A 20662-nucleotide genomic window follows, 5' to 3' on the forward strand; every position below is an offset into this window, starting at 1 on the left:
CAAATCAAACAAACCTTGTATATGAAACAAAACCGGGCCGGGTTAATCACTTTGCTGTTCATCACCATTGCAGCATTGCTAGGTGTGCTAAAGGACTTTAACATTGTTGATGTTCCGGAAAACGTGATGATGGCAACCCGCTGGCTGCTGGCCATTGAGCTGGTAGCTTATGCAATAATAAGGAAAAACCTGACTACCTGGATTCTGGTATGTATGGTGCTGGGCGTATTCGTGGGAATCGATTATCCGCATGTGGCCGTAGCCTTGCAGCCTTTGAGTAAAGGCTTTATCAAACTGGTTAAAACCATTGTGGGACCTATCCTTTTTGGAACACTGGTGTATGGTATTGCCGGTCATTCCGACCTGAAACAGGTAGGGCGTATGGCCTGGAAATCGATGTTGTATTTCTATTTTGCCACTACAGTCGCCCTGTTTATCGGACTGGCTGCCATCAACCTTACCCAGGCCGGTGTTGGCGTAGATATTCAAAATATGCCGCATAATGAACTACCAAAGCCTGTAAAAGATGTGGCCGATGAAAGCATACTCAGCACCTTGCCTGAAGGTGTGCACTGGCTGTACAAAACCCTGGCTTTTTTCAGGAATATTTTCCCGGAGAATATTGTGAAGTCTGTTTACGATGCGCAAATCCTGCAGATCGTGATCTTTTCGGTTATTTTTGGTGTTGGTCTGGCGATGGTTGATGAAAAGAAACGCAAACCTATGGTTGATTTCTGTGAAAGCCTGTCGGAAACCATGTTTAAGTTTACCAATGTCATCATGTATTTTGCCCCAATCGGGGTAGGTGCTGCCATGGCCTATACAGTAGGGCATATGGGGGTAGATATCCTGAAGCACCTCTTTATGCTGGTTGCTACCTTGTATATGGCTTTAATAGCCTTTATCCTTATCGTATTACTGCCAATTGCCCTGTACATCAAACTTCCGATCATGAAGTTCATCAGCGCTATTAAGGAGCCGGTTTCCATTGCTTTTGCGACTACCAGTTCTGATGCTGCACTGCCTAAGGCCATGAGCCAGATGGAAAAATTTGGTGTGCCCCGTAAAATCGTATCATTTGTAATTCCCACAGGGTATAGCTTTAACCTGGATGGAACCACACTTTACTTATCGCTTGCCTCTATATTTGTGGCGCAGGCTGCAGGGATGCACCTGAGTTTTGGTGAGCAGCTGCTGATCGTATTTACATTGATGATCACCAGCAAAGGGGTGGCCGCAATACCGAGGGCATCATTAATTATTTTGATTGCAACTGCAGACCAGTTTGGCCTGCCAACATTTATTATCGCCGCCATTCTGGGGATTGATGAGCTGATGGATATGGGCCGAACCTCTTTAAACGTTATAGGAAACTGTCTGGCCACGGTAGTGATTGCCAAATGGGAGGGTGAGTACAACCCGGATCAGGTTGAAATTAAAGAAGCATAATATATGAGTACCAACGCAAAAAAAATATTTTTAGCACTAACTATTATTGTCCCTTTTCTGGCTTACTGCATTATTTATTATGTGCCTATGTTCAGGAATGCGCCCTTTAAACTGAAAGAATTTGAGTCGATAGAATTTAAATGGGGATTGGGAAATAACCTTGAAAACTCCTACAATTCGGCTACTGGTGACTATCAATATGTAAATGCCCAGGATTCATTGATCAAAACCAATGTAAAACTCAGGAAGGACGATATCCTCTACTTACATTCCAAGGCAAGTGAGCTGGGTTTCTGGAATTTTCCGGACCTGATTGCCAATTCGGGTACCAACCTGGACTCTTCTAAAGTATTGCGCTATGTGATGGTGTTCAATTACAAGACCAAGTCGAAAAAGGTAGTGTATCTTACAGATTATGCAGAAATACAGAAACTGAAAGGGCTGGCCGAGCAGATGAAAACCCTGCTGATGCAGAGTATTAATGATGCGGAAGAACGGTACGGAAAGAAAGAAGCTTTAAAAAACTAAATGAGTTGTGTATTTAGAAAATAAAGTTCTATATTTGCACCTCGATAAAAATAAACAATTTAAAAATAATAATTAATTAACAATGTACGCAATAGTAAATATAGCAGGACAGCAATTCAAAGTTGCAAAAGACCAGCACCTTTTTGTACACCGTTTACAAGGGGATGAAGGCGCTAGTATTGAATTTGACAATGTATTGTTGGTTGAAGACGGTGGTAAAATCTCTGTAGGAGCTCCTGCATTGAAAGGCGCAACAGTTTCAGCTAAAATCGTGTCTCATTTAAAAGGTGATAAAGTAATCGTTTTCAAAAAGAAACGCAGAAAAGGTTACAAAAAGAAAAATGGTCACCGTCAGTATTTCACTAAGATCCAGATCTCTGGTATCAGTTTATAATTATTGTTAAACATAAGGTTACCTCATAAGGTAGTTGATAAAATATAAAACAAGATGGCACATAAAAAAGGAGCCGGTAGTTCCAGAAACGGACGTGAATCGCATAGCAAACGTTTAGGTATCAAAATCTTTGGTGGTCAGGAAGCTATCGCCGGAAACATTTTGGTACGTCAGCGTGGTACAAAACATCATCCTGATAAAGGAGTAGGTATCGGTAAAGATCATACTTTATTCGCTTTAGTAGATGGTACTGTAATTTTCAAAAAGAAACAAGACAATAAATCATATGTTTCTGTATTACCTGCAGTTGTAGCTGCTCCGGTTGCAGAGAAAAAAGCACCTGCTGCTAAAGCTGCCAAAGCTGCTGCTCCTGTTAAAGAAGTTAAAGCTGAGAGCGCTGAAAAAGCACCTGCTAAAAAAGCACCTGCAAAGAAAGCTGTTAAAGCTGAAACTGAAGGTACTGAAGCAGAAGCAACTCCTGCAGAATAATTACTGGCATTACGTCATAAAAAAGGGTCATAACAAATGTTATGACCCTTTTTTTATTTTAGTAAATGCTCAGGCCCTTACTTTGGCCCTTCTTGATTTAATGTGGTTTAGTTCCTGCTCCAGCCTTTTTAAAGACATGGAAAAACTCCGGAACGAGGTTTCAAGATCATTTATAATCAGGTCTATTTTCGCAGGGTGTTCAGTCGCTGACTTAGGAGGTTCTTCGCCGTGCAACAGCCACTCGTAAGTTTTGCTATAATACCTGGCGATCTCATGTAAAGTGTTGAACGTAGGGTACTGATTGCCTAGCTCTATCTGTGAATAATTACTTCTTGATAAATTCAATATATTGGCAATGAATGCTTGCGAAAGACCATTTGTTATCCGCAAAACCCTGATACGTTCGCCGATGTCTTTCTTTGATAGAATTTCTTCCATAAGTAATAGTTTATTTGCTCCCATATTCGTCTCGCAAATATGGCTCCATAAAATCTATCTTATATCCGTGTATTATAGAAAAGTGGAATATATTGTCAAATACTCCATCTTTTTTGAAGAAAAGCTGATTGTTGTAATGGTTTACTCCGATAAAAAGCCCGCAATTGGGGCATCAATTGTGGAAATCATTGCACAGAATGACAAGCAGAATTAGTGTTCCCTGCTCATCAGCAGGTCTGCAAGTTCATACAACTGCGACTTTCTGTCTTCCTGCACATCCAGACTACTTAATGCGTTAAATGCCAGATCGGAGTAGTGTCTCATTTCTATGCTGGCCAGTTCTCTGATGTTATACCTGTCGTAAAGTGCTGTGATGTTATTTATCTTCTCTGCATGGTTTTTATTGTTGCTTTGGCTTTCCAGTTCAGCCAGGTCAGCAGGATTGGCCAGTTCTTTAAGTTTCAGGAGCATCAGTGTTTTTTTATTGGCGATGATATCCCCGCCAACCTGTTTGCCAAATTTTTCCGGATCGCCATATACATCCAGGATGTCGTCCTGCAGCTGAAAAGCGATTCCGAGGTTGACCCCGAACTGGTACAGCTGACCAGCCTGTATGCTGGTAGCTCCGGCCACCTGAGCGCCCAACTTCATGGCCCCACCCAATAGTACGGCAGTTTTGAGACGGATCATGTTGATGTACTCGGGAATGCTTACCGTTTGCAGTTCCTCAAATTCCATATCCAGCTGCTGCCCTTCGCAAACACCCTGTGCAGTGGTATTAAAGGTTGCCAGTGCATCTTTCAATACTGCGCTGTCCAACATCGAGAGGTGTTTGTTGGCCTCTACCATCATCACATCGCCACTCAGGATCGCGTTGTTTACGCCCCATTTTTCATGAACGGTTTGTCTGCCCCTTCGCAGGGGTGCATTGTCCATGATATCGTCATGGATCAGCGTAAAATTATGAAAGGTTTCAATGGCCAGGGCAGCGGGCATTGCTTTTTCTATAGCCGCTCCAAACAGATCGGCTGCCATTAAGGTCAATGCGGGTCTTATCCTTTTGCCGCCCAGGCTCATGATATAACGTATGGGCTGATAAAGTCTTTCCGGTTGGGCCGGGTACTGGATGTTCTGAATAGCGTTTTCTATATTTTCCTGCAATCGGTTTGGGGTATACATTAGCTTAAAAAGGGTTTGCCCGGGGCATTTTTTATTGTTGAATTAAAGAGAAATCGATCTGACGTTTGGAGAGGTCTACTTTTTTTACTTTTACCTGTACTTCATCGCCCAGCTGGTATTTCTTCTGTTTACGCTGACCAACTATACAGTAATTTTTTTCGTCGAGCACATAAAAGTCGTCTGTGATGTCCCTTAACCTGATCATACCTTCACACTTGTTTTCGGTCAGCTCCACATACATTCCCCATTCGGTAACGCCCGATATGATGCCGGAATAAATATTGCCCACATTTTCTTCCAGGTACTCAGCCTGTTTGTATTTAATGGATGCACGTTCTGCATCGGCAGCGCGTTTTTCCATAGCTGAGGAATGCGAGGCAGCTACTTCGTATTCTTCCTCATTGGCCGATTTTTCGTTGTTCAGGTATGCAGCAAGCAGGCGGTGTACCATCACGTCAGGGTACCTGCGGATAGGCGAAGTAAAGTGGGTATAGTGGTCGAATGCCAGGCCGTAATGACTTGTTTTCTTGGTGGTGTAAATGGCTTTGGCCATAGATCTGATGGCCAGCTGGGTCAGCACGTTCTGTTCTTTCTTACCTTCCACATCTTCCATCAGGTAGTTCAGGGATTTCGCAATCTCCTTGTCCGATTTCATATTGATCTTGTAACCAAAGCGTGCGGCAAACAGGGCAAAGCTGCCCAGGTTTTCCAGGTTTGGCGAATCGTGCGAGCGGTAAACGAAAGTATATTTCTGTTTGCCCTTGCCTTTTTTAGCGATGAATTCAGCTACTTTTTTATTGGCCAGCAGCATAAAATCCTCTATCAGCTTATGGGCATCTTTGCGTTCTTTGACATACACGCCAATGGGTTTGCCATGCTCATCAAGCTTAAATTTTACTTCCGTACTTTCAAAACTGATGGCCCCGTTTTTGAATTTCCTGTCGCGCAGTATATAGGCCAGCTCATTGAGCTTAAGAATTTCTGCAGCATAATCCCCTGTTTTGGTTTCTATCACCTCCTGGGCCTCCTCATAGCTAAAACGGCGGTCGGAATGGATCACCGTTCGGCCAAACCATTCGGTCACCACGTTAGCCTTATCGTCGAGCTCAAATACAGCCGCAAAACAAAGTTTGTCTTCATTTGGCCGTAAAGAACAGACCCCATTGCTTAAACGTTCAGGCAGCATCGGGATTACGCGGTCTACCAGGTATACCGAGGTGGCCCTGGCATAGGCTTCCTTATCCAGGCTACTGTTGGGTTTTACGTAATGCGAAACATCGGCAATGTGTACGCCTACTTCGTAATTGCCATTGTCAAGGGTTTTAAAGGAAATGGCATCGTCAAAATCTTTGGCATCTGCCGGATCTATTGTAAAGGTAACGGTGTTCCTGAAATCCCTGCGACCTTTGATTTCGGCTGCACTTACCTGCTCGGGAATGGCATTGGCCTCGTTTTCCACTTCGGCCGGGAAGCTGAGTGGAAAGCCGTATTGGGCCAGGATGGCATTCATCTCGGTATTGTTCTCACCCTGCTCGCCCAGGATGTGCATAATTCTGCCGATTGGGTTTTTGGCCCCTTCAGGCCATTCGGCAATGCTCACCTGTACTTTCTGCCCGTTCTTTGCCCCGTTAAGATCGCTTAGCGGAACAAATATATCGTGCAGCATTTTGCGGTCGTCTATGTTTACAAAAGCATAACGTTCCGATATGCGGATAACCCCTATGAAATCGGTTTTTGCACGTTCAATGATCTCTACAACCTCTCCTTCATTTTTGCGCCCGCTTTTCTTGGCGTAGATATAAACTTTTACCTTGTCGCCATGCAGGGCAGTGTGAAGTTTTCGTGCCGAAACAAATACATCTTTTTCAAACTCATCGTCAGGAATCACAAATGCGGAACCATCAGTTGTCATATCTACCTTACCAGTGAGGAATGTTTTGAGGTCTTTTAACCTGTATTTACCTTTTTCGGGTTCGGCAAATACACCTTTGCGGGCCTGGGCCTTAAGTATGTCCTGTATGGTTTCCCTGGATTCAGCGTCGGTGATGTTCAGTTTCGCCGAAACCTGTTTGTAATTCAGGGCTTCTTTATTGCTTTTCTGCAATACATCGCTAATCAGTTGGATTAAAACGACTTCCAGATGAGAGGATTTCTTTTTTGCCATAATCTATTTATGAATCTCCCGAAGGTAACAATTTGAAGCGAGTATTGTTGTATTTTGTACCTTTGATTACCTGTACATGGTTTAACTTAAAACGACTAAAAATGATTGAAGACAGAGAAAGAAAAACGGGCAAGGAGCTTTTGATGATTTTTGGTAAAGCTGTTGTCTACTTATTTCTGGTCTATTTTTACATCAACAAACCTTTGTTATATATCAATTATCCGGGTATCGAAAAAACAGCCGGGGCAGTAATGGTATTTCTAGGGCCGAGCCTGATCATATCAGTTGTAAGATTGATTATCATCTATTGGTACATCCGCAAGCATAAATTTAAAAGCAATGTAAAGGATAATTTTATACTGGGGATCAACAGGATTGAATCCATACTGAATACTGTTTTTATGGTTGTTGCGGCAGTCACTTTATTTGATATTACCCTCGATAGATTTATCTTCAGCGTTTCTATCGTTGCGGCTGCTATTGCCGTTACTTTTAAAGACTATATCAATAACATGATCAATGGGTTGATCATTATGTTCTCTGACCGGCTTTCGCTGGGCGATCACATCAGAATAGGGGACCATGAAGGGAAAATCCTGGACATTACGCTGATCAATATGATCCTGCAGAACGAGGACAGCGATATGGTGATCATTCCCAATTCACTGGCCTTTAGTTCGGTGATTGTAAACCAGTCTAAACAAAACACCAAAAAACTCAGCATAGAGTTCGATATGTCGCTGGCCAATGGCTTTACACCGGAATACCTGGAAAACCATTTAAATAAGGTGATCCACAGTTATTCTGAAAACGTAGTGGAAGGGGGGCTAACCGTTAAAACGATTGCCATCAATAAAGATGTGGTCATATTTAAGGTGATGATCCTGCTGAAAAGGTACGATAAGGTAAAGGAGCGGGAAATCAGGAGAGCCATCAATACTGCCCTGATCAGGTTATCTGCCACACTTCATGGCACAAAGGAAAACAAACTATCCTAAAGCTCGGTTTCCGGGGATGGCGGCAATCAGGCGTTTGGTGTAATCTGCCTGTGGATTATGGTAAATATCTTCGGGAAAGCCCTGTTCCTCAATCCTGCCTTTGTTCATCACCAGCATGCGGTCTGAAATGTGTTTTACCACAGCCAGGTCGTGCGAAATAAAAATATAGGTGAGCCCGAATTCCTGCTGCAGTTCCCTGAGCAGATTGAGCACCTGGGCCTGAACCGAAACATCCAGGGCAGATACCGACTCGTCGCAGATGATAAACCTGGGTTGTAAAGCCAGTGCGCGCGCAATCACAATACGCTGGCGTTGTCCACCCGAAAATTCATGTGGGTATCTGTTAAAATATTCGGGCTTCAGGTCTACCCGGTTCAGTAAATTCAATACGTGTGCCCTTCGCTGCTCATTGTTTTCGAACATTTCATGCACCTGTAAGGGTTCCATGAGCGCATTGCCAACTGTTAAGCGGGGATTAAGTGAGGAATAGGGATCCTGAAAGATGATCTGTATGTCTTTTCTCATTTTCCGGAGTGCTGATGTATTCAGTGCGCCCAGGTCGGTCCCATCAAACAGCAGCTGGCCCGAGGTAGGCTCCACCAGCCGCAATATACTCCGGCCCAAAGTTGTTTTTCCGCATCCAGATTCTCCTACAAGGCCTAAAGTTTCGCCTGGGAACACATCAAAACTGATGTCGTCCACTGCCTTTACATAACTGCTTGTTTTGCCAAACAGGCCTTTATTTATAGGGTACCAGGTGCAAAGCTGCTTTACCTGCAGCAAAGGGGGCTGGTTGTAAAGTTCTTCCCGTCGCCGAACAATTTCTGCTGAGGTATAGCTGTTAACTTCCAGCAGGTGGGCCAGGGCCGTATCCTTATCGTCATTCAGGAAATCGGCCACTACCGGCAGTTTTTTCAGCAGGCGCTGTGGTGAAGGCCGGCAGGCCAGCAAACCTTTGGTATAGGCGTGCTGGGGTGTGTTGAATAAGGTTGCCGCTGCCCCTTGTTCAACAATCTGTCCTTTATACATTACTGCAACTTCATCTGCAATTTCACTGATCACTGCAAGGTCATGCGAAATAAAGATCATGGCCATTCCGCGTTCTTCCTTAAGTTTTAGCAGCAGCTGCAGTATGGTTTGCTGAACGGTAACATCCAGCGCTGTGGTCGGTTCATCGGCAATCAGCAATTCGGGGTTACAGCTTAGGGCCATGGCAATCATTACCCTTTGTTTTTGTCCGCCCGAAAGCTGGTGCGGATAGCTGTCAAATATCTGTTCCGGTCTCGGCAGCTGAACCTCTTTAAACAAAGCAATGGTTTTTTCCTTTGCGATGTTTTTATCTACTTTCTGGTGCAGCATGATGGCTTCTTTTACCTGGTAACCGCAGGTAAAAACGGGGTTCAGAGAGGTCATGGGCTCCTGGAAAATCATGGCAATTTTATTGCCCCTGTATTTCCTGATCTCTTCGGCAGATAAATTGAGCAGGTTGATATGCTCAAAATCAATATTGCCCTCAGTTTTTGTTCCCTGTGGGTCGTGCAGGCGCATGATAGAGAAGGAGGTGACAGATTTTCCTGAGCCCGATTCGCCTACTATACCCAGCACTTTACCCTTTTCAACCCCGAAATTTACGTTATTGACCGCCTTAAACCAGGATTTGTCTTCCTTGTTTAAGAATTGTATGTCCAGACTTTTAACCTTTAGCATCTGAGAACCAAGGTAGTGATTTAGCACGAAACCCATCGAATTTAAGAAAGCAAAATTACTCGCTGAAATCCGGCCTGTTTGCTTAATTTTGCAGTATGGAAAGAGAGATCCTTGATACCAAGCGTAAAGCTTTAAAGATTAACTTAAACCCTAAGATTTACGGAACCTTTGCGGAGATTGGTGCGGGGCAGGAGGTAGCCCGTAATTTTTTTACTGCTGGTGCTGCATCAGGTACGGTAGCTAAAACCATGTCGGCGTACGACATGACTTTTAGTGATGCGATTTATGGTGTGGAACCTTCGGGAAGGTATGTAAGCCAGTCGAGGTTGTTAAAGATGCTCAGCCATGAATTCAGCCTGCTTACTGAACGTTTAAATACAGAGAAGTACGAGGAACGAGCTTTTTTTGCTTTTGCCGATACGGTTACCACCTTAAACTACAACAAATCCAACGATCCGCATGGTTGGATCGGCATCCGCTTTCAGGCCGAGCCGGGCGGGGAACCAAACGAGATCTTTTTTCATGTCCGTTTACTGGATACCGATGCTGCCCTGCAGCAGAATGTGCTGGGAATCATAGGGGTAAACCTGGTCTATGCAGCTTATTATTATAACCACGACCGCAAAGCGATGATTGAATCGCTGGCCGATAATTTAACGGTTGGTTCGGTTGAGATTGACCTGATCTCTGTCAACGGCCCTATATTTAAGGATGCAGATAACATCCTGCTTAACCTGTACCTGATTGTTAAGGATTTTTCGGATGCTGCGATATTTGATGCCAATGGTAAACCTTGTTTGCCTAAAGACCTGCTGTATAAAAAGGACATCATGATTTTGCGCACCAAATATGCACAGAAATCTAATCCTAACTTCAGTATGTTGAACAAGGCGGTAGACCAGTTTGTACGTACCGAAAATGTGCAGGAAGACAACCTGAGCGTGCTGATCGAGGTATTGATGTCTAATGTTTTATCTGCCGGCGAGGAAATGCACGATATAGACCTGCGCGCAGTTGCCAAACGGGCCGAGGAGATGTGTAAAACCGGAAACAAGGTTATAGTATCCAATTTTGCACGGCACAATAAGCTGGCAAAATATCTGGACCGCTGCAGGCCAAAAAGCGTCGGGATATCGACCAATATCAACAACTTAAAATTTGTGTTCAATTCCAGCAATTTCGGCGAGAATTATTCCAGTCAGCTGCTGAGTTATGTGAGCGATATGTTCAGCAAAAACGTGAAATTGTTTGCCTATCCTTTCCTCGATAAAAAGACGAATGCTGTAATTACCAGCGCCAATATGCCGGTAACACCCGATGCAAAACCACTGTTCGATTTCTTAATCCTGAACGGCTATATCACCGATATTGAAGACTACAGCGAAAGCGATGTAAAAACCGTTTAATACAGCTGTATAGCAATTGGGTCAGTCTTGTTCAGAACTGTCTGTGTAATTATTTTTTTACTTATGGGTTAAACAGGCTGAAAGGTTTACCAACACAGGCTAGTTCCTCATATTGATAAACTGTAAAGGCTGACCAAAATCTTCCTGTCTGCAAAGCGCAATAACCTTTTGCAAATCGTCGATGCTTTTGCTTTGTACACGTACCTGGTCTTCCATCATAGAGGCCTGAACTTTTAGTCCGCTTGCTTTAATTTTTGCCACAATTTTTTTTGCTGTTTCTTTATCTATGCCTTCTTTTACTGAGATTTCCTTGCGGATCATGTTGCCGGATGCATATTGTTCTTTACCAAAGTCCAGGCTTTTGGCATCCAGGTTTTGTTTGATCATCCGTGAGATGATGGCATCCTGAATAGCCTTTAAACGCATGTCATCTTCCGTCACTACGGTAATCACATTGGTTTTTTTATCGTGCTCGATCGTACTTTTTGAAGTGCTGAAATCGTAACGGTTGAGGATCTCCTTTTTGGCATTGTTCATCGCGTTATCAAATGTTTGCGCGTCTACTTTGCTTACAATATCGAAAGTGGGCATGATTATTATAGCTTTAGGGTAAAAAGCACAAATATATAAAAAACAAATTCATAAAACCCCTGTTAGCATAAGCACTAACAAACTAAAACCTGTAATTATGAAAGCCAAAAAAGCCAGAGCACAAAAAGCAGCAGCAAAAAAAACTGCGAAGAAGCAATTGGAGAAAAGTTTAACAGAAAAGATCATGGAAACTGTTAAAAATTTAGGACAGGATGCAGAGAAGATAGGAGAGGATATTGCTATAGTAAGTAAATTTGTTGCCAAGAAGTTAAGTAAGAAGTTTAAAAGTGTTAAAGCCGCGGTTAACGAAACGATAGAAGAAGCCAAGGCTGCGAATAAAAAAAACGTAAAAAAAGCGGAAAAGAAAGTTACTGCTGTTAAAAAAGTAGTGGCTAAGGACGCAAAGAAAGCGCAGAAGACCGTAAAAGCTGCGGTAGCCAGAGTTAAACCGGTAGTCCAAAGCGTTAAGGTTGCGGCCATTGCTACAGAAGAGAAAGCCGCCAGTGCCATTGCAAAACCAGCAGCTAAAGTAGCAGCCAAAGCTAAAACAGCAGCTTCGGCAGTAGCAGCAAAAGCTGCAACGGTGAAACAAGAAGTTAGCGCTGCTGTGAAAGCCCCGGCTAAGCCTGCCACTAAACCTCTTGCAAAAGCACCTGTAAAAAAAGCAGCCGCCACAAAACCAGTGGTTAAAGCAGCGGCTAAGCCTGCCGCGGCCAAACCAGCTGGAGCAAAAGCACCTGTTAAAAAAGCAAGTCCGGCTGCCAGCAAGCCTGTAGCTGCTAAGCCTGCAGCATCTTCGGCAGCAGCGGCAAAACCTGTTCCTGCAAAAGCACCTGCACCTACTGCCACTGCTGCACCAGCTACCAATGGAGCTGCTGCTGTAGCTCCGGTAAAGACTGACGCAGAAAAGAAATAGCAGATGTTAATTAAGAATTGCATAATTACTTGATAATTAACAATTACTTAACAATAGAATTCGCAGTTTTGAGCATCCCTGTTTTTAACAGGGATTTTTTTGATTTTTTAAATGACAAAGAAGAAGGCTCCATTTCTAAACAGAGAGATCAGTTGGTTATATTTTAATGAGCGCGTTTTACAGGAGGCAGCGGATGAAACCGTTCCTTTGATAGAGCGTATAAAATTCTTGTCTATTTTTTCTTCTAACCTGGAAGAGTTTTACCGGGTAAGGGTGGCTACGTTAAGCAGGCTGAGCAATCTGAACGATAAATCGAAAGCATTGCTGGGCTTCAACCCTAAAAAGATCTTAAATGAAATCAAAAACATTGTTGTAAAACAGGAGCGGAAGTTTGAGCAGCTGTTTAAGGCCACGCTGATCAATGAGCTGGCCCAGAACCGCATCTTTATCCTAAACGATACCCAATTAAATGTTTCCAGGGGAGAATTTGTCAGAAATCATTTCAGGGACAGGATCTTGTCTAACCTGGTACCCATCATGATTGACCTGGATAAGCCCTTTCCGGAGCTTAAGGACCGCTACCTGTATTTTTTTGTACGCTTGTCCAAAACATCAGGTGGTAAAACAAAGAGTGAAAAATATGCATTGGTAGAACTCCCTCCAGACCTTCCCCGCTTTCTTGTACTGCCTGAAACCAATGGGTTAAAGTTTATTATCCTTGCAGAAGACATCATTAAATATTGTATGGACGATATTTTTTATGTGTTCAATTACGATAACCTGGATGCCTTTTCTATACAGCTGACCAGGGATGCTGAACTGGATATCGATAAAAACATCAGCGACAAGTTTATTGAAGAGCTGAAGGCCAGCCTGGATAAACGTAAAAAAGGTAAGCCGATGCGTTTACTGTATGATACGGAAATGCCTTTTGAAATGCTGACCGTGCTGATCAGTAAAATGAAAATTGAGGCCGAGGGCCTTATTCCGGGAAACAGGTACCATCGTTTTGGTGATTTTATCGCTTTTCCGAATGTAGGGAGCCAGGACCTGGAATATAAACCGAATGTACCGCTTAAAGTGCATGGATTGCACCGCACAGAAAGCATTTTTAACAAATTGCAGGGGAAAGACTACCTGATCAATTTGCCTTACCAGTCTTACGATTACATTATCCTTTTCCTGCGTGAGGCAGCTATTGACCCTAAGGTAACCGAGATCAACATTACCCTTTATCGCCTTGCTGAGAATTCAAGGGTTATCAATGCCCTGATCAATGCGGCCAAGAACGGCAAAACGGTAAACTGCCTGGTAGAGTTAAAGGCCAGGTTTGATGAACAGGCCAATATATTCTGGACCAACCGTTTGCAGGAAGAGGGGGTAAACGTAAACTACGGACTTACGGATTATAAAGTGCATTCTAAAATATGCCTGGTGAAAAGAATGGAAAAGGGCAGGGCGGTATATTATGCAAACCTGGCTACAGGAAACTTTAACGAAAAGACCGCCAAGCTGTATTGCGACCACAGTATTTTTACTTCAAGAAAAGAGATTACCACAGATCTGCTCAAACTCTTTAAGGCACTGAACAAGAAGACCGTCACCAAAGATTTTAAACATCTGATTGTTTCCCCACTTGAGTCGAGAAATAAGTTTTATCACCTGATAGACCGGGAAATCAAGATTGCCAGACAGGGTAAACCTGCCTACATGATCTTGAAAGTCAATAGCCTCGCCGATGAAGGTATCGTTGAGAAACTATATGAGGCCAGTAATGCCGGGGTTAAGGTAAAGCTGATTGTACGAGGTATTTGCACGCTGGTACCCGGAGTTCCGGATTTCAGCATGAACATCACGGTGATCAGTATCATTGATAAATTTCTGGAGCATGCCAGGGTGTTTATTTTTGGAAATAACGGCAAGGAGGAGATGTTTCTTTCTTCAGCCGATCTGATGAGCCGGAATTTTGAGCATAGGGTAGAAGTCGGTTTCCCGGTGCTGGATGAAGAGGTGAAACAGGAGATCAGGGATATCATTGAGTTTCAATTGCAGGACAATGTTAAGGCGCGTGACGTTACCCGCCTGAACAACAATAAATACCATAAAAACAATTTAAAAACCAAAATTAGGGCGCAGGTGCAGACCTATAATTATTTAAAAAACAAACATCAATAAAGCCAATGTTAAGATATGCTGCCATAGATATAGGTTCAAATGCGGTCAGGTTATTAATTGCCGATATTTCCAAAACTGAGAACGGTTATGGATTTAAGAAAAATACCCTGGTAAGGGTTCCTCTGCGTTTGGGGGATGACGCTTTTCTTGACCATCGCATATCAGACCGTAAGGTAGAGGAATTGCTGAAAACCATGACTGCCTTTAAGAATCTGATGGAAGTATATCATGTATCTGCATACCTGGCCTGTGCCACTTCTGCTATGCGCGAAGCCCAGAACGGGGCCGAGATCATTAAAAAGATCAAAAAACTGACAGATGTAGACCTGGAGATCATAGAAGGGCAGCGTGAAGCCAACATCATCTATGCCAATCATATTGAAGAAAACCTGGACATTAAAAAAAGCTACCTGTATATTGATGTAGGCGGGGGAAGTACTGAACTTTCTGTTTTTGTAAACCGGGTTCCCGTAGCCTCCAAGTCCTTTGATATCGGTACCATCCGTATTCTGGACAACCAGGATAAGGACGAAACCTGGGAGGAAATGAAGAACTGGGTTAAGGAGCACACCAAATCACTCAAAAACCTGGCTGGCATAGGTACAGGCGGCAACATCAATAAGCTGTTCCGCATGTCGGATGAAAAAGAAGGCATGCCGCTTACCTTCCTCAAGCTGAAAGCCCTTTACAATCAGCTCAACTCACATTCACTTAAAGAGCGCATCAGTGTATTTGGCTTAAATCCTGATCGTGCCGATGTAATTATCCCGGCCTGTGAGATCTACATTACTTTGCTAAAATGGACAGGCATCAAACAGATCTATGTGCCAAAGGTTGGTCTGGTAGACGGGATCATCAGCCTGCTGATTGAGGAGAACCTGGTGGATGCCGATTAAGGTAAATAAGGGCCAGGTAACTGCCGTGGTGGCTTACACAGTCAGGTTGGGTACTTTTATAGTCAACATTTAAGGGGTCATAGAGGCTGATCCGGATGCAGGCTTCCTTAAGCACTGTCTTGTGTTGTGCTGCGATGGTATGGATGTAATTTTCATGGATACTGCTTGCCGTAAAATAGTTCTGATCTTCGTAGTTTACATTTCCGGTAGCAATTTCCGATAGCAGAATAAGGTTGCTGCAGGCAATGCAGCCAGGTGTGAAGGTCCTGATCTTTGTTTCCCGGCTGTGCACTTTATAGGCAGATTCTTTCATGGTCCAAAGCAGCCATACCATGATCCCCGGATCTCCTGCCGTACTGATCAGGAAGCGCTCCTCGGCCGTAAAAATCTTGTCAAGATAACCTTTTCTTTGCCAGTTGCTTTCTTTTGCAGCCTGGCCTAAATCAACGATGTCATTACCTATCAAGTGCTTTCAGTTTAGCCTCAATAATTTCAAGGGTTGCTGTTACATTCAGCATGCGTGCCATTTCCAGGTTATCGATCTCGATATCGAACTCCTCTTCCACATCCAGCACCACATCTACCAGGTTGGCAGAATTGATTTTAAGGTCTTTAATAAAATCGGTATCGGGGCCGATGTTTGCCAGGGCGGCTGCATCATGGGTGTAAGGGGCAACAATAGCTTTAAGCCTTACAATGAGCTCTTCTCTCTCCATTTTAGTACTTTTTAAAGATGATACAAGCGTTTACATCACCAAACCCGAAGCTTGCCTTAACTAATATATCAATGTTTTTGTAAAGAATTTGCTGTGGCACCTTATTTTTATCTATTAAAGCAGCAATTTCGGGGTGCAGGTCTTCACAGTTAAGGGATGGGAAAATAAAACCCTGCTGTAATTGTAATATTGAAGCCAGACATTCTATACTTCCTGAAGCACTTAAACAATGCCCGGTCATGGCTTTCAGGCTATTGATATAAGGGAAATCGCTGCCTTTTCTGTTCAGTGCAATGCTCCAGTTCTGCACTTCCAGTGCATCTTTTGCTGTGGCCGTGAGATGCCCGTTAATGGCATCAATATCATTGGCCTGGATACCTGCGTTTTGAATGGCAGTTTGTATGCAGCGTTGTATGGCAAGGCTATTGGGGGCAGTCATGCTGCCATTACCTCTTTGTCCACCAGAATTGATATTACCACCCATTACTTCGGCGTAAATAAAAGCACCCCTTTCCATTGCACTTTCCAGGCTTTCCAGTACAAAGGCTGCTGCTCCGCTGCCTGGTACAAAACCGCTGGCACTGGCACTCATGGGCCTCGATCCTTTTTCGGGCTCCTGGTTGTGTTTAAAAGTACATACTTTCATGGCGTCAAATCCGGCCCAGATATAAGGGCCGCTATCGCTTGTACTGCCGGCAAGCATCCTTGTTGCCTGCCCGCTTTTGATGCGTTCATAAGCCATTAAAATGCTTTCTGTGCCGGTTGTGCAGGCAGAAGAGTTGCTGCTCACCTGGTTGCCCAGTCCCAGCTTTCCGCCCAGCCAGGCACTGATGCCACTAGCCATAGTTTGCGCCACTACACTGCTGCCTAGTTTACGCACCTGCAGGTCATCCACTTTGTAAATGGACTCCCTGAATTTATCAATGCCCGAGGTGCCCATGCCAAATATAGTCCCGCTTTCCCAGTCGGGCTCTTCCTTATTTTCTATAGGCAGCCGTGCATCTGTCCAGGCATCCATACCGGCAATCAGGCCATATAGAATGCCTGTACTGTTAAAGTTTCTAAGTTCCAGTTCGGTCATGTACCTGGCAACCAGTTCCGGGGGCAATTCAGGTTTTCCCGCAATCTGGCAGGAGAACTGCAACCGCTCCAGCTCCGGATCGTGCCTGATGCCCGAAGTACCATTTTTAATGGCTTCGGTAAACGCGGTTAAGCCAACCCCATTTGGTGCAACAACACCCAAGCCGGTTATGACCACACGTTTAGCCATTCATCCTGTTGGTTACCATGCCGGCTATGGTTCCTTTACAAACCACCTCACCGGCAGCATTGGTCATTTGTACCGTACAGTTCAGCTTTTTAAAGCGGAAGTATACCTTTTGGGCAGTTACAGTTACTTTTTCTCCCGGGAAAACCGGTTTCATGAAATCAATGGCGGTAGAGGTCAGCATGACATGCCCGGGCAATCCACCTTCTGCAGTTCCGGATAAGTAGATACCCAGACAAACCAGGCCAATCTGTGCCATGGTTTCCGTTAAAATTACGCCCGGGGTAACCGGGTTGTCTTTAAAATGGCCTTTATAAAAATCGAGCCCGGCATCAAATGTATAGGAACCCTTAACGCCATTCTCGTCAATTTCTTCCAGCTCGTCTACAAATAAAAAGGGTTTGGAATAGGGCAGGTGTGCTAAAATCTCTTGTTTGTTCATGTTGCTTTTTTTACCATTTTAACAATATTCTTTGCGCCGAAAAGCCCGGGCCGAAGCTGAGCATTAAGCCGGTATCGCCAGTCTTTGCCGCTCCATGCATATATCTTTCCAATACATACAATACTGTGGCGCTCGACATATTTCCGTATTCGCGTAAAATATTTTTAGTCTCGTTTATATTTTTGCCTAATTTACCAAATAAGGCTTCAACTGTCTGAATAATTTTTTTTCCTCCGGGATGAAATATCAGGTGGTCAATGTTTTCTATTTTTAAATTGTTTTTTGCCAGAAAGGGATGAATGATATCCGGGAAATGTTTTTCTATATTTTCGGGTACAGCAACATCCAGTACCATTTTCAAACCCGTATGGCTCAGGTCGAAACCCATCATTTGTGTGGCATTGTAAAAATGGTACATCTCATCGTCAATAATTTCAGGTCCGCTTTCATTTTCATGTGAAGACAACAATACGCAGGCTGCCCCATCGCCAAAAATTGCGGCACTTACGATATTGGCCATAGAAAAATCGTTGAGCTGGAACGTTGCTGTGGGCGATTCCATGGCAATTACAGCTGCGCGGCTGCCCGGATTGGCTTTTAAGAAATTCCTGGCGTAAATGATTCCTGAAACCCCGGCTGCGCAGCCCATTTCAGTTACGGGCAGGCGCACAATGTCTTGTTTTAACTTAAGTTCATTGATGAGGTATGCATCTATGGAGGGGATCATGATGCCTGTACAACTTACGGTGATGATATAATCCAGATCCTGCGCGGCCCAGTCTGCTTTGATTAAGGCCTGCTGTAAACAAAGCTTCGCCAGTTCAATGCCTTCCCTGATGTAGATCCGGTTCCTTTCTTCAAAAGAGCTATCGCTGAAAACGGCTTCGGGCGACATGATGGAGTAACGCCTGTCTACCCCCGCATTTTCAAAGACCTTCTTTACTTTCCGGATAAAGCGCGGGTCTTGCCCCGTGAGCCATCCTTCCAGAAAAGGCAGTATCTCTGCCGTTGTCCTGGAATATTGGGGGCTCTGGCTGCTAACTGTTTTAATTTTTACCTTCATATTGTTGCAATTACCCATTGGTAGCGGAAAGCCCAGCACCAGCGGAGCGTATAATTTTTAAGGTTTAACTGCTTGGAAAAAGTAAGCAGTTCCTTTTTTTTAAAGCCTCTTAAAATAGATATCAGGCCGTCATCTCTCGACATCTTATTGAGCCCGAACACAAAACAAATGGCCATAAACAGGTAATAAGCTATTGCGCTTCTGTGCAGATCATTAACCACTATACCCATATTTGTTTTGCTTTTAAATCCGGCCATCAGCTGCAGCAATTCCGTGTTTTTGAAATGGTGCAGGGTTAGGGTACAGAGTATAACATCATAGGTCTGATCTTGTTTAAGTTCCTCGGATATATCTGCGCAACGGTAGCTGATCTGGGTATAGTTTACAGACAACTGCCTGGCATGGCCAATGGTAAATGCATTGGCATCTATTCCTGTCAGCTTAAATTTCAGACCTTTCTTACCTGCATAGTCAGCCAGGAACCTGAGCATATCGCCATTGCCACAACCTACATCCAGAATGCTGATTTCCCGTTCTCTATTCTGTTTGTTTATCAGTTGTTTGAGACCGTTTAACGTTACTTTATTTCCACCCAGCAGCTGGTTTATCCGGGCAATTTTATCGAGTGCATCTTTCAGTATTTCTCCTTCCATAGAAAAATCGTCCATGGTTTCGGCAACTTCGCTTCTGTTGGTGGTATCTATAATCATCTAATAAATGGGCTTTCCGTGTGTGTGCCTAACAATTGAAGGCAGCAAGGCAGGAAATCTGTTGAGTATGCCCTGCATGGGTTTAAATAAACTGTCCTTTTGCATAACTCCCGATAAAATCCTGCCCATCACTAAGCGGTTCTTAAAGTTTTGGTTCCAGCGGTTAATGTACTGTAGTTCCATATCCTGCCTGGAACTCAGGTAACCTTTCAGATAAGCAGTGCTCAGTTCAGCACAAATTTTTGCACTGTGTATGGCCATGGCCATACCGTTACCGCACAGCGGATGGATGAGCCCTGCGGTATCACCTATCATGAGTATATGCGCACAGATCAGTTCTTTTTTTTCGAAAGAAAGCTGGCTGATGCTCATCGGTTGCTCAAACAGCATAGTACTTTCTTCAAAAATCTTTTTCAGGAAAGGGTTGGCGTAAAGGACCTTTTGCTGGAAATCCATAATGTTTTTGTGTTGCTTAAAACTTTGGTAAGCCGCGAGGTAGCAGATGTTGATGCGATTGTCTTCTACGAGCGAAACCCCGCAATAACCACCGGTAAAATTGTGGAGCTGTACCAGGTCGGACGGGATTATTCCACTGTAATGGGCTTTTACAGCCAGCCAGGGCGACTTTCGCTGTATGAAACTGCGGGAAAGTTTCTGATCTAAGGCCGAACGTTTGCCAAAGGCGCCAATAGCGAGCTTTGTTTTTAACATGCCGTTGCTGGCTGTAGTTATTTCAAATTCGTTTTGTTTAAATGTAACGTCGGTTACCTGGTCCTTTATTAGTTTGCAACCCCTTTGAACTGCTTTTTCATATAAAAAGTTATCAAGGGCAAAGCGGCTCAGTCCGAAGCCGCCAAGCGGAAGCGCACTGCCAATAACTTTTCCATTAAGAGAGGAAATGGAAAGCCGTGTGATGGGAGCAGGCTTAAGTATAATTGGATCGGCATCCAGCCATTGCAGATAGGGCAGTACCTCGTTGGAAATGTATTCGCCACAAACTTTATGATGGGGATAGCTTTGCTTTTCAACAACGATAACGTCAAAGCCCTCTTTAAGCAGATGCAGGGCGCAAGTTAAGCCGGCAAGGCCGCCTCCAATAATGATAATGCTGCTTTCAGGTTTTGCTGGCATTGG

Annotated in this window: 21 protein-coding genes; 9 read left to right on the forward strand and 12 right to left on the reverse strand. The window is 43.9% G+C overall.

What is annotated here, in order from left to right:
- Nucleotides 1-21 precede the first annotated feature (21 nt).
- The 4 genes from ABIE26_RS03175 to rpmA all read left to right on the forward strand — a co-directional run bounded on the left by ABIE26_RS03175 (nt 22) and on the right by rpmA (nt 2860).
- Nucleotides 22-1449, forward strand: coding sequence for a dicarboxylate/amino acid:cation symporter (locus tag ABIE26_RS03175; protein ID WP_310140088.1), 1428 nt, complete (start codon nt 22-24; stop codon nt 1447-1449).
- A gap of 3 nt (nt 1450-1452) precedes the next feature.
- Nucleotides 1453-1977, forward strand: a complete 525-nt coding sequence (locus tag ABIE26_RS03180; protein ID WP_310140085.1) for a hypothetical protein — start codon at nt 1453-1455, stop codon at nt 1975-1977.
- Nucleotides 1978-2059: 82 nt separating this feature from the next.
- Nucleotides 2060-2371 (forward strand): 50S ribosomal protein L21, encoded by a 312-nt coding sequence (gene rplU / locus ABIE26_RS03185; RefSeq protein ID WP_008241463.1) that lies wholly within the window; start codon nt 2060-2062, stop codon nt 2369-2371.
- Nucleotides 2372-2425: 54 nt separating this feature from the next.
- The gene (gene rpmA, locus ABIE26_RS03190) at nt 2426-2860 is read left to right on the forward strand and encodes a 50S ribosomal protein L27 (protein ID WP_310140075.1); all 435 of its coding nucleotides are present in this window, start codon (nt 2426-2428) and stop codon (nt 2858-2860) included.
- Between the two features lie 69 nt (nt 2861-2929).
- On the opposite strand, the gene ABIE26_RS03195 is transcribed toward rpmA, so the two are convergent.
- From ABIE26_RS03195 to rnr, 3 genes are all read right to left on the reverse strand, one after another.
- Complete coding sequence (locus ABIE26_RS03195) at nt 2930-3298, reverse strand: helix-turn-helix domain-containing protein (protein ID WP_310140072.1); 369 nt, start codon at nt 3296-3298, stop codon at nt 2930-2932.
- 210 nt (nt 3299-3508) lie between these two features.
- Nucleotides 3509-4477, reverse strand: a complete 969-nt coding sequence (locus tag ABIE26_RS03200) for a polyprenyl synthetase family protein (RefSeq protein WP_310140070.1) — start codon at nt 4475-4477, stop codon at nt 3509-3511.
- Nucleotides 4478-4508: 31 nt separating this feature from the next.
- Entirely contained in the window at nt 4509-6641 is a 2133-nt protein-coding gene (gene rnr / locus ABIE26_RS03205; protein ID WP_310140067.1) for a ribonuclease R, read from the reverse strand.
- A gap of 101 nt (nt 6642-6742) precedes the next feature.
- On the opposite strand from rnr, the gene ABIE26_RS03210 reads away from it, so the two are divergent.
- Nucleotides 6743-7639 carry a mechanosensitive ion channel family protein gene (locus ABIE26_RS03210; protein ID WP_310140066.1) on the forward strand — a complete coding sequence of 299 codons (897 nt, stop codon included), beginning with the start codon at nt 6743-6745 and terminating at the stop codon, nt 7637-7639.
- Here the strand turns inward: ABIE26_RS03210 and ABIE26_RS03215 are convergent.
- Nucleotides 7631-9346 carry an ABC transporter ATP-binding protein gene (locus tag ABIE26_RS03215; RefSeq protein ID WP_310140063.1) on the reverse strand — a complete coding sequence of 572 codons (1716 nt, stop codon included), beginning with the start codon at nt 9344-9346 and terminating at the stop codon, nt 7631-7633. The two genes, ABIE26_RS03210 and ABIE26_RS03215, sit on opposite strands and share 9 nt — an antisense overlap.
- Nucleotides 9347-9441: 95 nt before the next feature.
- Between ABIE26_RS03215 and ABIE26_RS03220 the strand changes: the two genes are divergently transcribed.
- Nucleotides 9442-10752 (forward strand): nicotinamide mononucleotide adenylyltransferase, encoded by a 1311-nt coding sequence (locus tag ABIE26_RS03220; protein WP_310140060.1) that lies wholly within the window; start codon nt 9442-9444, stop codon nt 10750-10752.
- 99 nt (nt 10753-10851) lie between these two features.
- Here ABIE26_RS03220 and ABIE26_RS03225 read toward each other — a convergent pair whose 3' ends face one another.
- Nucleotides 10852-11343 carry a YajQ family cyclic di-GMP-binding protein gene (locus ABIE26_RS03225; protein ID WP_310140056.1) on the reverse strand — a complete coding sequence of 164 codons (492 nt, stop codon included), beginning with the start codon at nt 11341-11343 and terminating at the stop codon, nt 10852-10854.
- 97 nt (nt 11344-11440) lie between these two features.
- Between ABIE26_RS03225 and ABIE26_RS03230 the strand changes: the two genes are divergently transcribed.
- From ABIE26_RS03230 to ABIE26_RS03240, 3 genes are all read left to right on the forward strand, one after another.
- Nucleotides 11441-12259: a hypothetical protein gene (locus ABIE26_RS03230; protein WP_310140053.1), complete on the forward strand. Its 819-nt coding sequence runs from the start codon at nt 11441-11443 to the stop codon at nt 12257-12259.
- 111 nt (nt 12260-12370) lie between these two features.
- On the forward strand, nt 12371-14434 hold the full coding sequence (ppk1, locus tag ABIE26_RS03235; RefSeq protein WP_310140051.1) for a polyphosphate kinase 1: 2064 nt from the start codon (nt 12371-12373) through the stop codon (nt 14432-14434).
- A gap of 5 nt (nt 14435-14439) precedes the next feature.
- Nucleotides 14440-15330, forward strand: a complete 891-nt coding sequence (locus ABIE26_RS03240) for a Ppx/GppA phosphatase family protein (RefSeq protein ID WP_310140049.1) — start codon at nt 14440-14442, stop codon at nt 15328-15330.
- Here the strand turns inward: ABIE26_RS03240 and ABIE26_RS03245 are convergent.
- Genes ABIE26_RS03245 through ABIE26_RS03275 form a run of 7 tightly spaced genes read right to left on the reverse strand, consistent with a single transcriptional unit; the run spans nt 15290 to nt 20659 of the window.
- On the reverse strand, nt 15290-15796 hold the full coding sequence (locus ABIE26_RS03245; protein ID WP_310140047.1) for a 4'-phosphopantetheinyl transferase family protein: 507 nt from the start codon (nt 15794-15796) through the stop codon (nt 15290-15292). The two genes, ABIE26_RS03240 and ABIE26_RS03245, sit on opposite strands and share 41 nt — an antisense overlap.
- The gene (locus tag ABIE26_RS03250; protein WP_084240290.1) at nt 15786-16046 is read right to left on the reverse strand and encodes an acyl carrier protein; all 261 of its coding nucleotides are present in this window, start codon (nt 16044-16046) and stop codon (nt 15786-15788) included. Before ABIE26_RS03250 ends, ABIE26_RS03245 begins: the two co-directional genes overlap by 11 nt.
- Before the next feature lies 1 nt (nt 16047).
- A complete protein-coding gene (locus ABIE26_RS03255) occupies nt 16048-17316 on the reverse strand; it encodes a beta-ketoacyl-[acyl-carrier-protein] synthase family protein (protein WP_310140043.1) in 1269 nt (422 codons plus the stop codon).
- The gene (locus tag ABIE26_RS03260) at nt 17309-17755 is read right to left on the reverse strand and encodes a 3-hydroxyacyl-ACP dehydratase FabZ family protein (RefSeq protein ID WP_310140041.1); all 447 of its coding nucleotides are present in this window, start codon (nt 17753-17755) and stop codon (nt 17309-17311) included. The genes ABIE26_RS03255 and ABIE26_RS03260 overlap by 8 nt, the downstream gene beginning before the upstream one ends.
- Nucleotides 17756-17765: 10 nt before the next feature.
- Nucleotides 17766-18818 (reverse strand): type III polyketide synthase, encoded by a 1053-nt coding sequence (locus ABIE26_RS03265; RefSeq protein ID WP_310140039.1) that lies wholly within the window; start codon nt 18816-18818, stop codon nt 17766-17768.
- Nucleotides 18815-19528 (reverse strand): methyltransferase domain-containing protein, encoded by a 714-nt coding sequence (locus ABIE26_RS03270; RefSeq protein ID WP_310140038.1) that lies wholly within the window; start codon nt 19526-19528, stop codon nt 18815-18817. The genes ABIE26_RS03265 and ABIE26_RS03270 overlap by 4 nt, the downstream gene beginning before the upstream one ends.
- Nucleotides 19529-20659 (reverse strand): NAD(P)/FAD-dependent oxidoreductase, encoded by a 1131-nt coding sequence (locus ABIE26_RS03275; RefSeq protein WP_310140036.1) that lies wholly within the window; start codon nt 20657-20659, stop codon nt 19529-19531.
- Nucleotides 20660-20662 lie beyond the last annotated feature (3 nt).

The organism is Pedobacter africanus (genome assembly GCF_040548825.1).
Taxonomy (GTDB): Bacteria; Bacteroidota; Bacteroidia; order Sphingobacteriales; family Sphingobacteriaceae; genus Pedobacter; species Pedobacter africanus_A.

Bases quoted from the DNA above. Each gene is read 5' to 3' on its own strand.
- ABIE26_RS03175 (WP_310140088.1), top strand. From the start codon at position 22: ATGAAACAAAACCGGGCCGGGTTAATCACTTTGCTGTTCATCACCATT.
- ABIE26_RS03180 (WP_310140085.1), top strand. From the start codon at position 1,453: ATGAGTACCAACGCAAAAAAAATATTTTTAGCACTAACTATTATTGTC.
- rplU (WP_008241463.1), top strand. From the start codon at position 2,060: ATGTACGCAATAGTAAATATAGCAGGACAGCAATTCAAAGTTGCAAAA.
- rpmA (WP_310140075.1), top strand. From the start codon at position 2,426: ATGGCACATAAAAAAGGAGCCGGTAGTTCCAGAAACGGACGTGAATCG.
- ABIE26_RS03195 (WP_310140072.1), bottom strand. From the start codon at position 3,298: ATGGAAGAAATTCTATCAAAGAAAGACATCGGCGAACGTATCAGGGTT.
- ABIE26_RS03200 (WP_310140070.1), bottom strand. From the start codon at position 4,477: ATGTATACCCCAAACCGATTGCAGGAAAATATAGAAAACGCTATTCAG.
- rnr (WP_310140067.1), bottom strand. From the start codon at position 6,641: ATGGCAAAAAAGAAATCCTCTCATCTGGAAGTCGTTTTAATCCAACTG.
- ABIE26_RS03210 (WP_310140066.1), top strand. From the start codon at position 6,743: ATGATTGAAGACAGAGAAAGAAAAACGGGCAAGGAGCTTTTGATGATT.
- ABIE26_RS03215 (WP_310140063.1), bottom strand. From the start codon at position 9,346: ATGCTAAAGGTTAAAAGTCTGGACATACAATTCTTAAACAAGGAAGAC.
- ABIE26_RS03220 (WP_310140060.1), top strand. From the start codon at position 9,442: ATGGAAAGAGAGATCCTTGATACCAAGCGTAAAGCTTTAAAGATTAAC.
- ABIE26_RS03225 (WP_310140056.1), bottom strand. From the start codon at position 11,343: ATGCCCACTTTCGATATTGTAAGCAAAGTAGACGCGCAAACATTTGAT.
- ABIE26_RS03230 (WP_310140053.1), top strand. From the start codon at position 11,441: ATGAAAGCCAAAAAAGCCAGAGCACAAAAAGCAGCAGCAAAAAAAACT.
- ppk1 (WP_310140051.1), top strand. From the start codon at position 12,371: ATGACAAAGAAGAAGGCTCCATTTCTAAACAGAGAGATCAGTTGGTTA.
- ABIE26_RS03240 (WP_310140049.1), top strand. From the start codon at position 14,440: ATGTTAAGATATGCTGCCATAGATATAGGTTCAAATGCGGTCAGGTTA.
- ABIE26_RS03250 (WP_084240290.1), bottom strand. From the start codon at position 16,046: ATGGAGAGAGAAGAGCTCATTGTAAGGCTTAAAGCTATTGTTGCCCCT.
- ABIE26_RS03255 (WP_310140043.1), bottom strand. From the start codon at position 17,316: ATGGCTAAACGTGTGGTCATAACCGGCTTGGGTGTTGTTGCACCAAAT.
- ABIE26_RS03260 (WP_310140041.1), bottom strand. From the start codon at position 17,755: ATGAACAAACAAGAGATTTTAGCACACCTGCCCTATTCCAAACCCTTT.
- ABIE26_RS03265 (WP_310140039.1), bottom strand. From the start codon at position 18,818: ATGAAGGTAAAAATTAAAACAGTTAGCAGCCAGAGCCCCCAATATTCC.
- ABIE26_RS03270 (WP_310140038.1), bottom strand. From the start codon at position 19,528: ATGATTATAGATACCACCAACAGAAGCGAAGTTGCCGAAACCATGGAC.
- ABIE26_RS03275 (WP_310140036.1), bottom strand. From the start codon at position 20,659: ATGCCAGCAAAACCTGAAAGCAGCATTATCATTATTGGAGGCGGCCTT.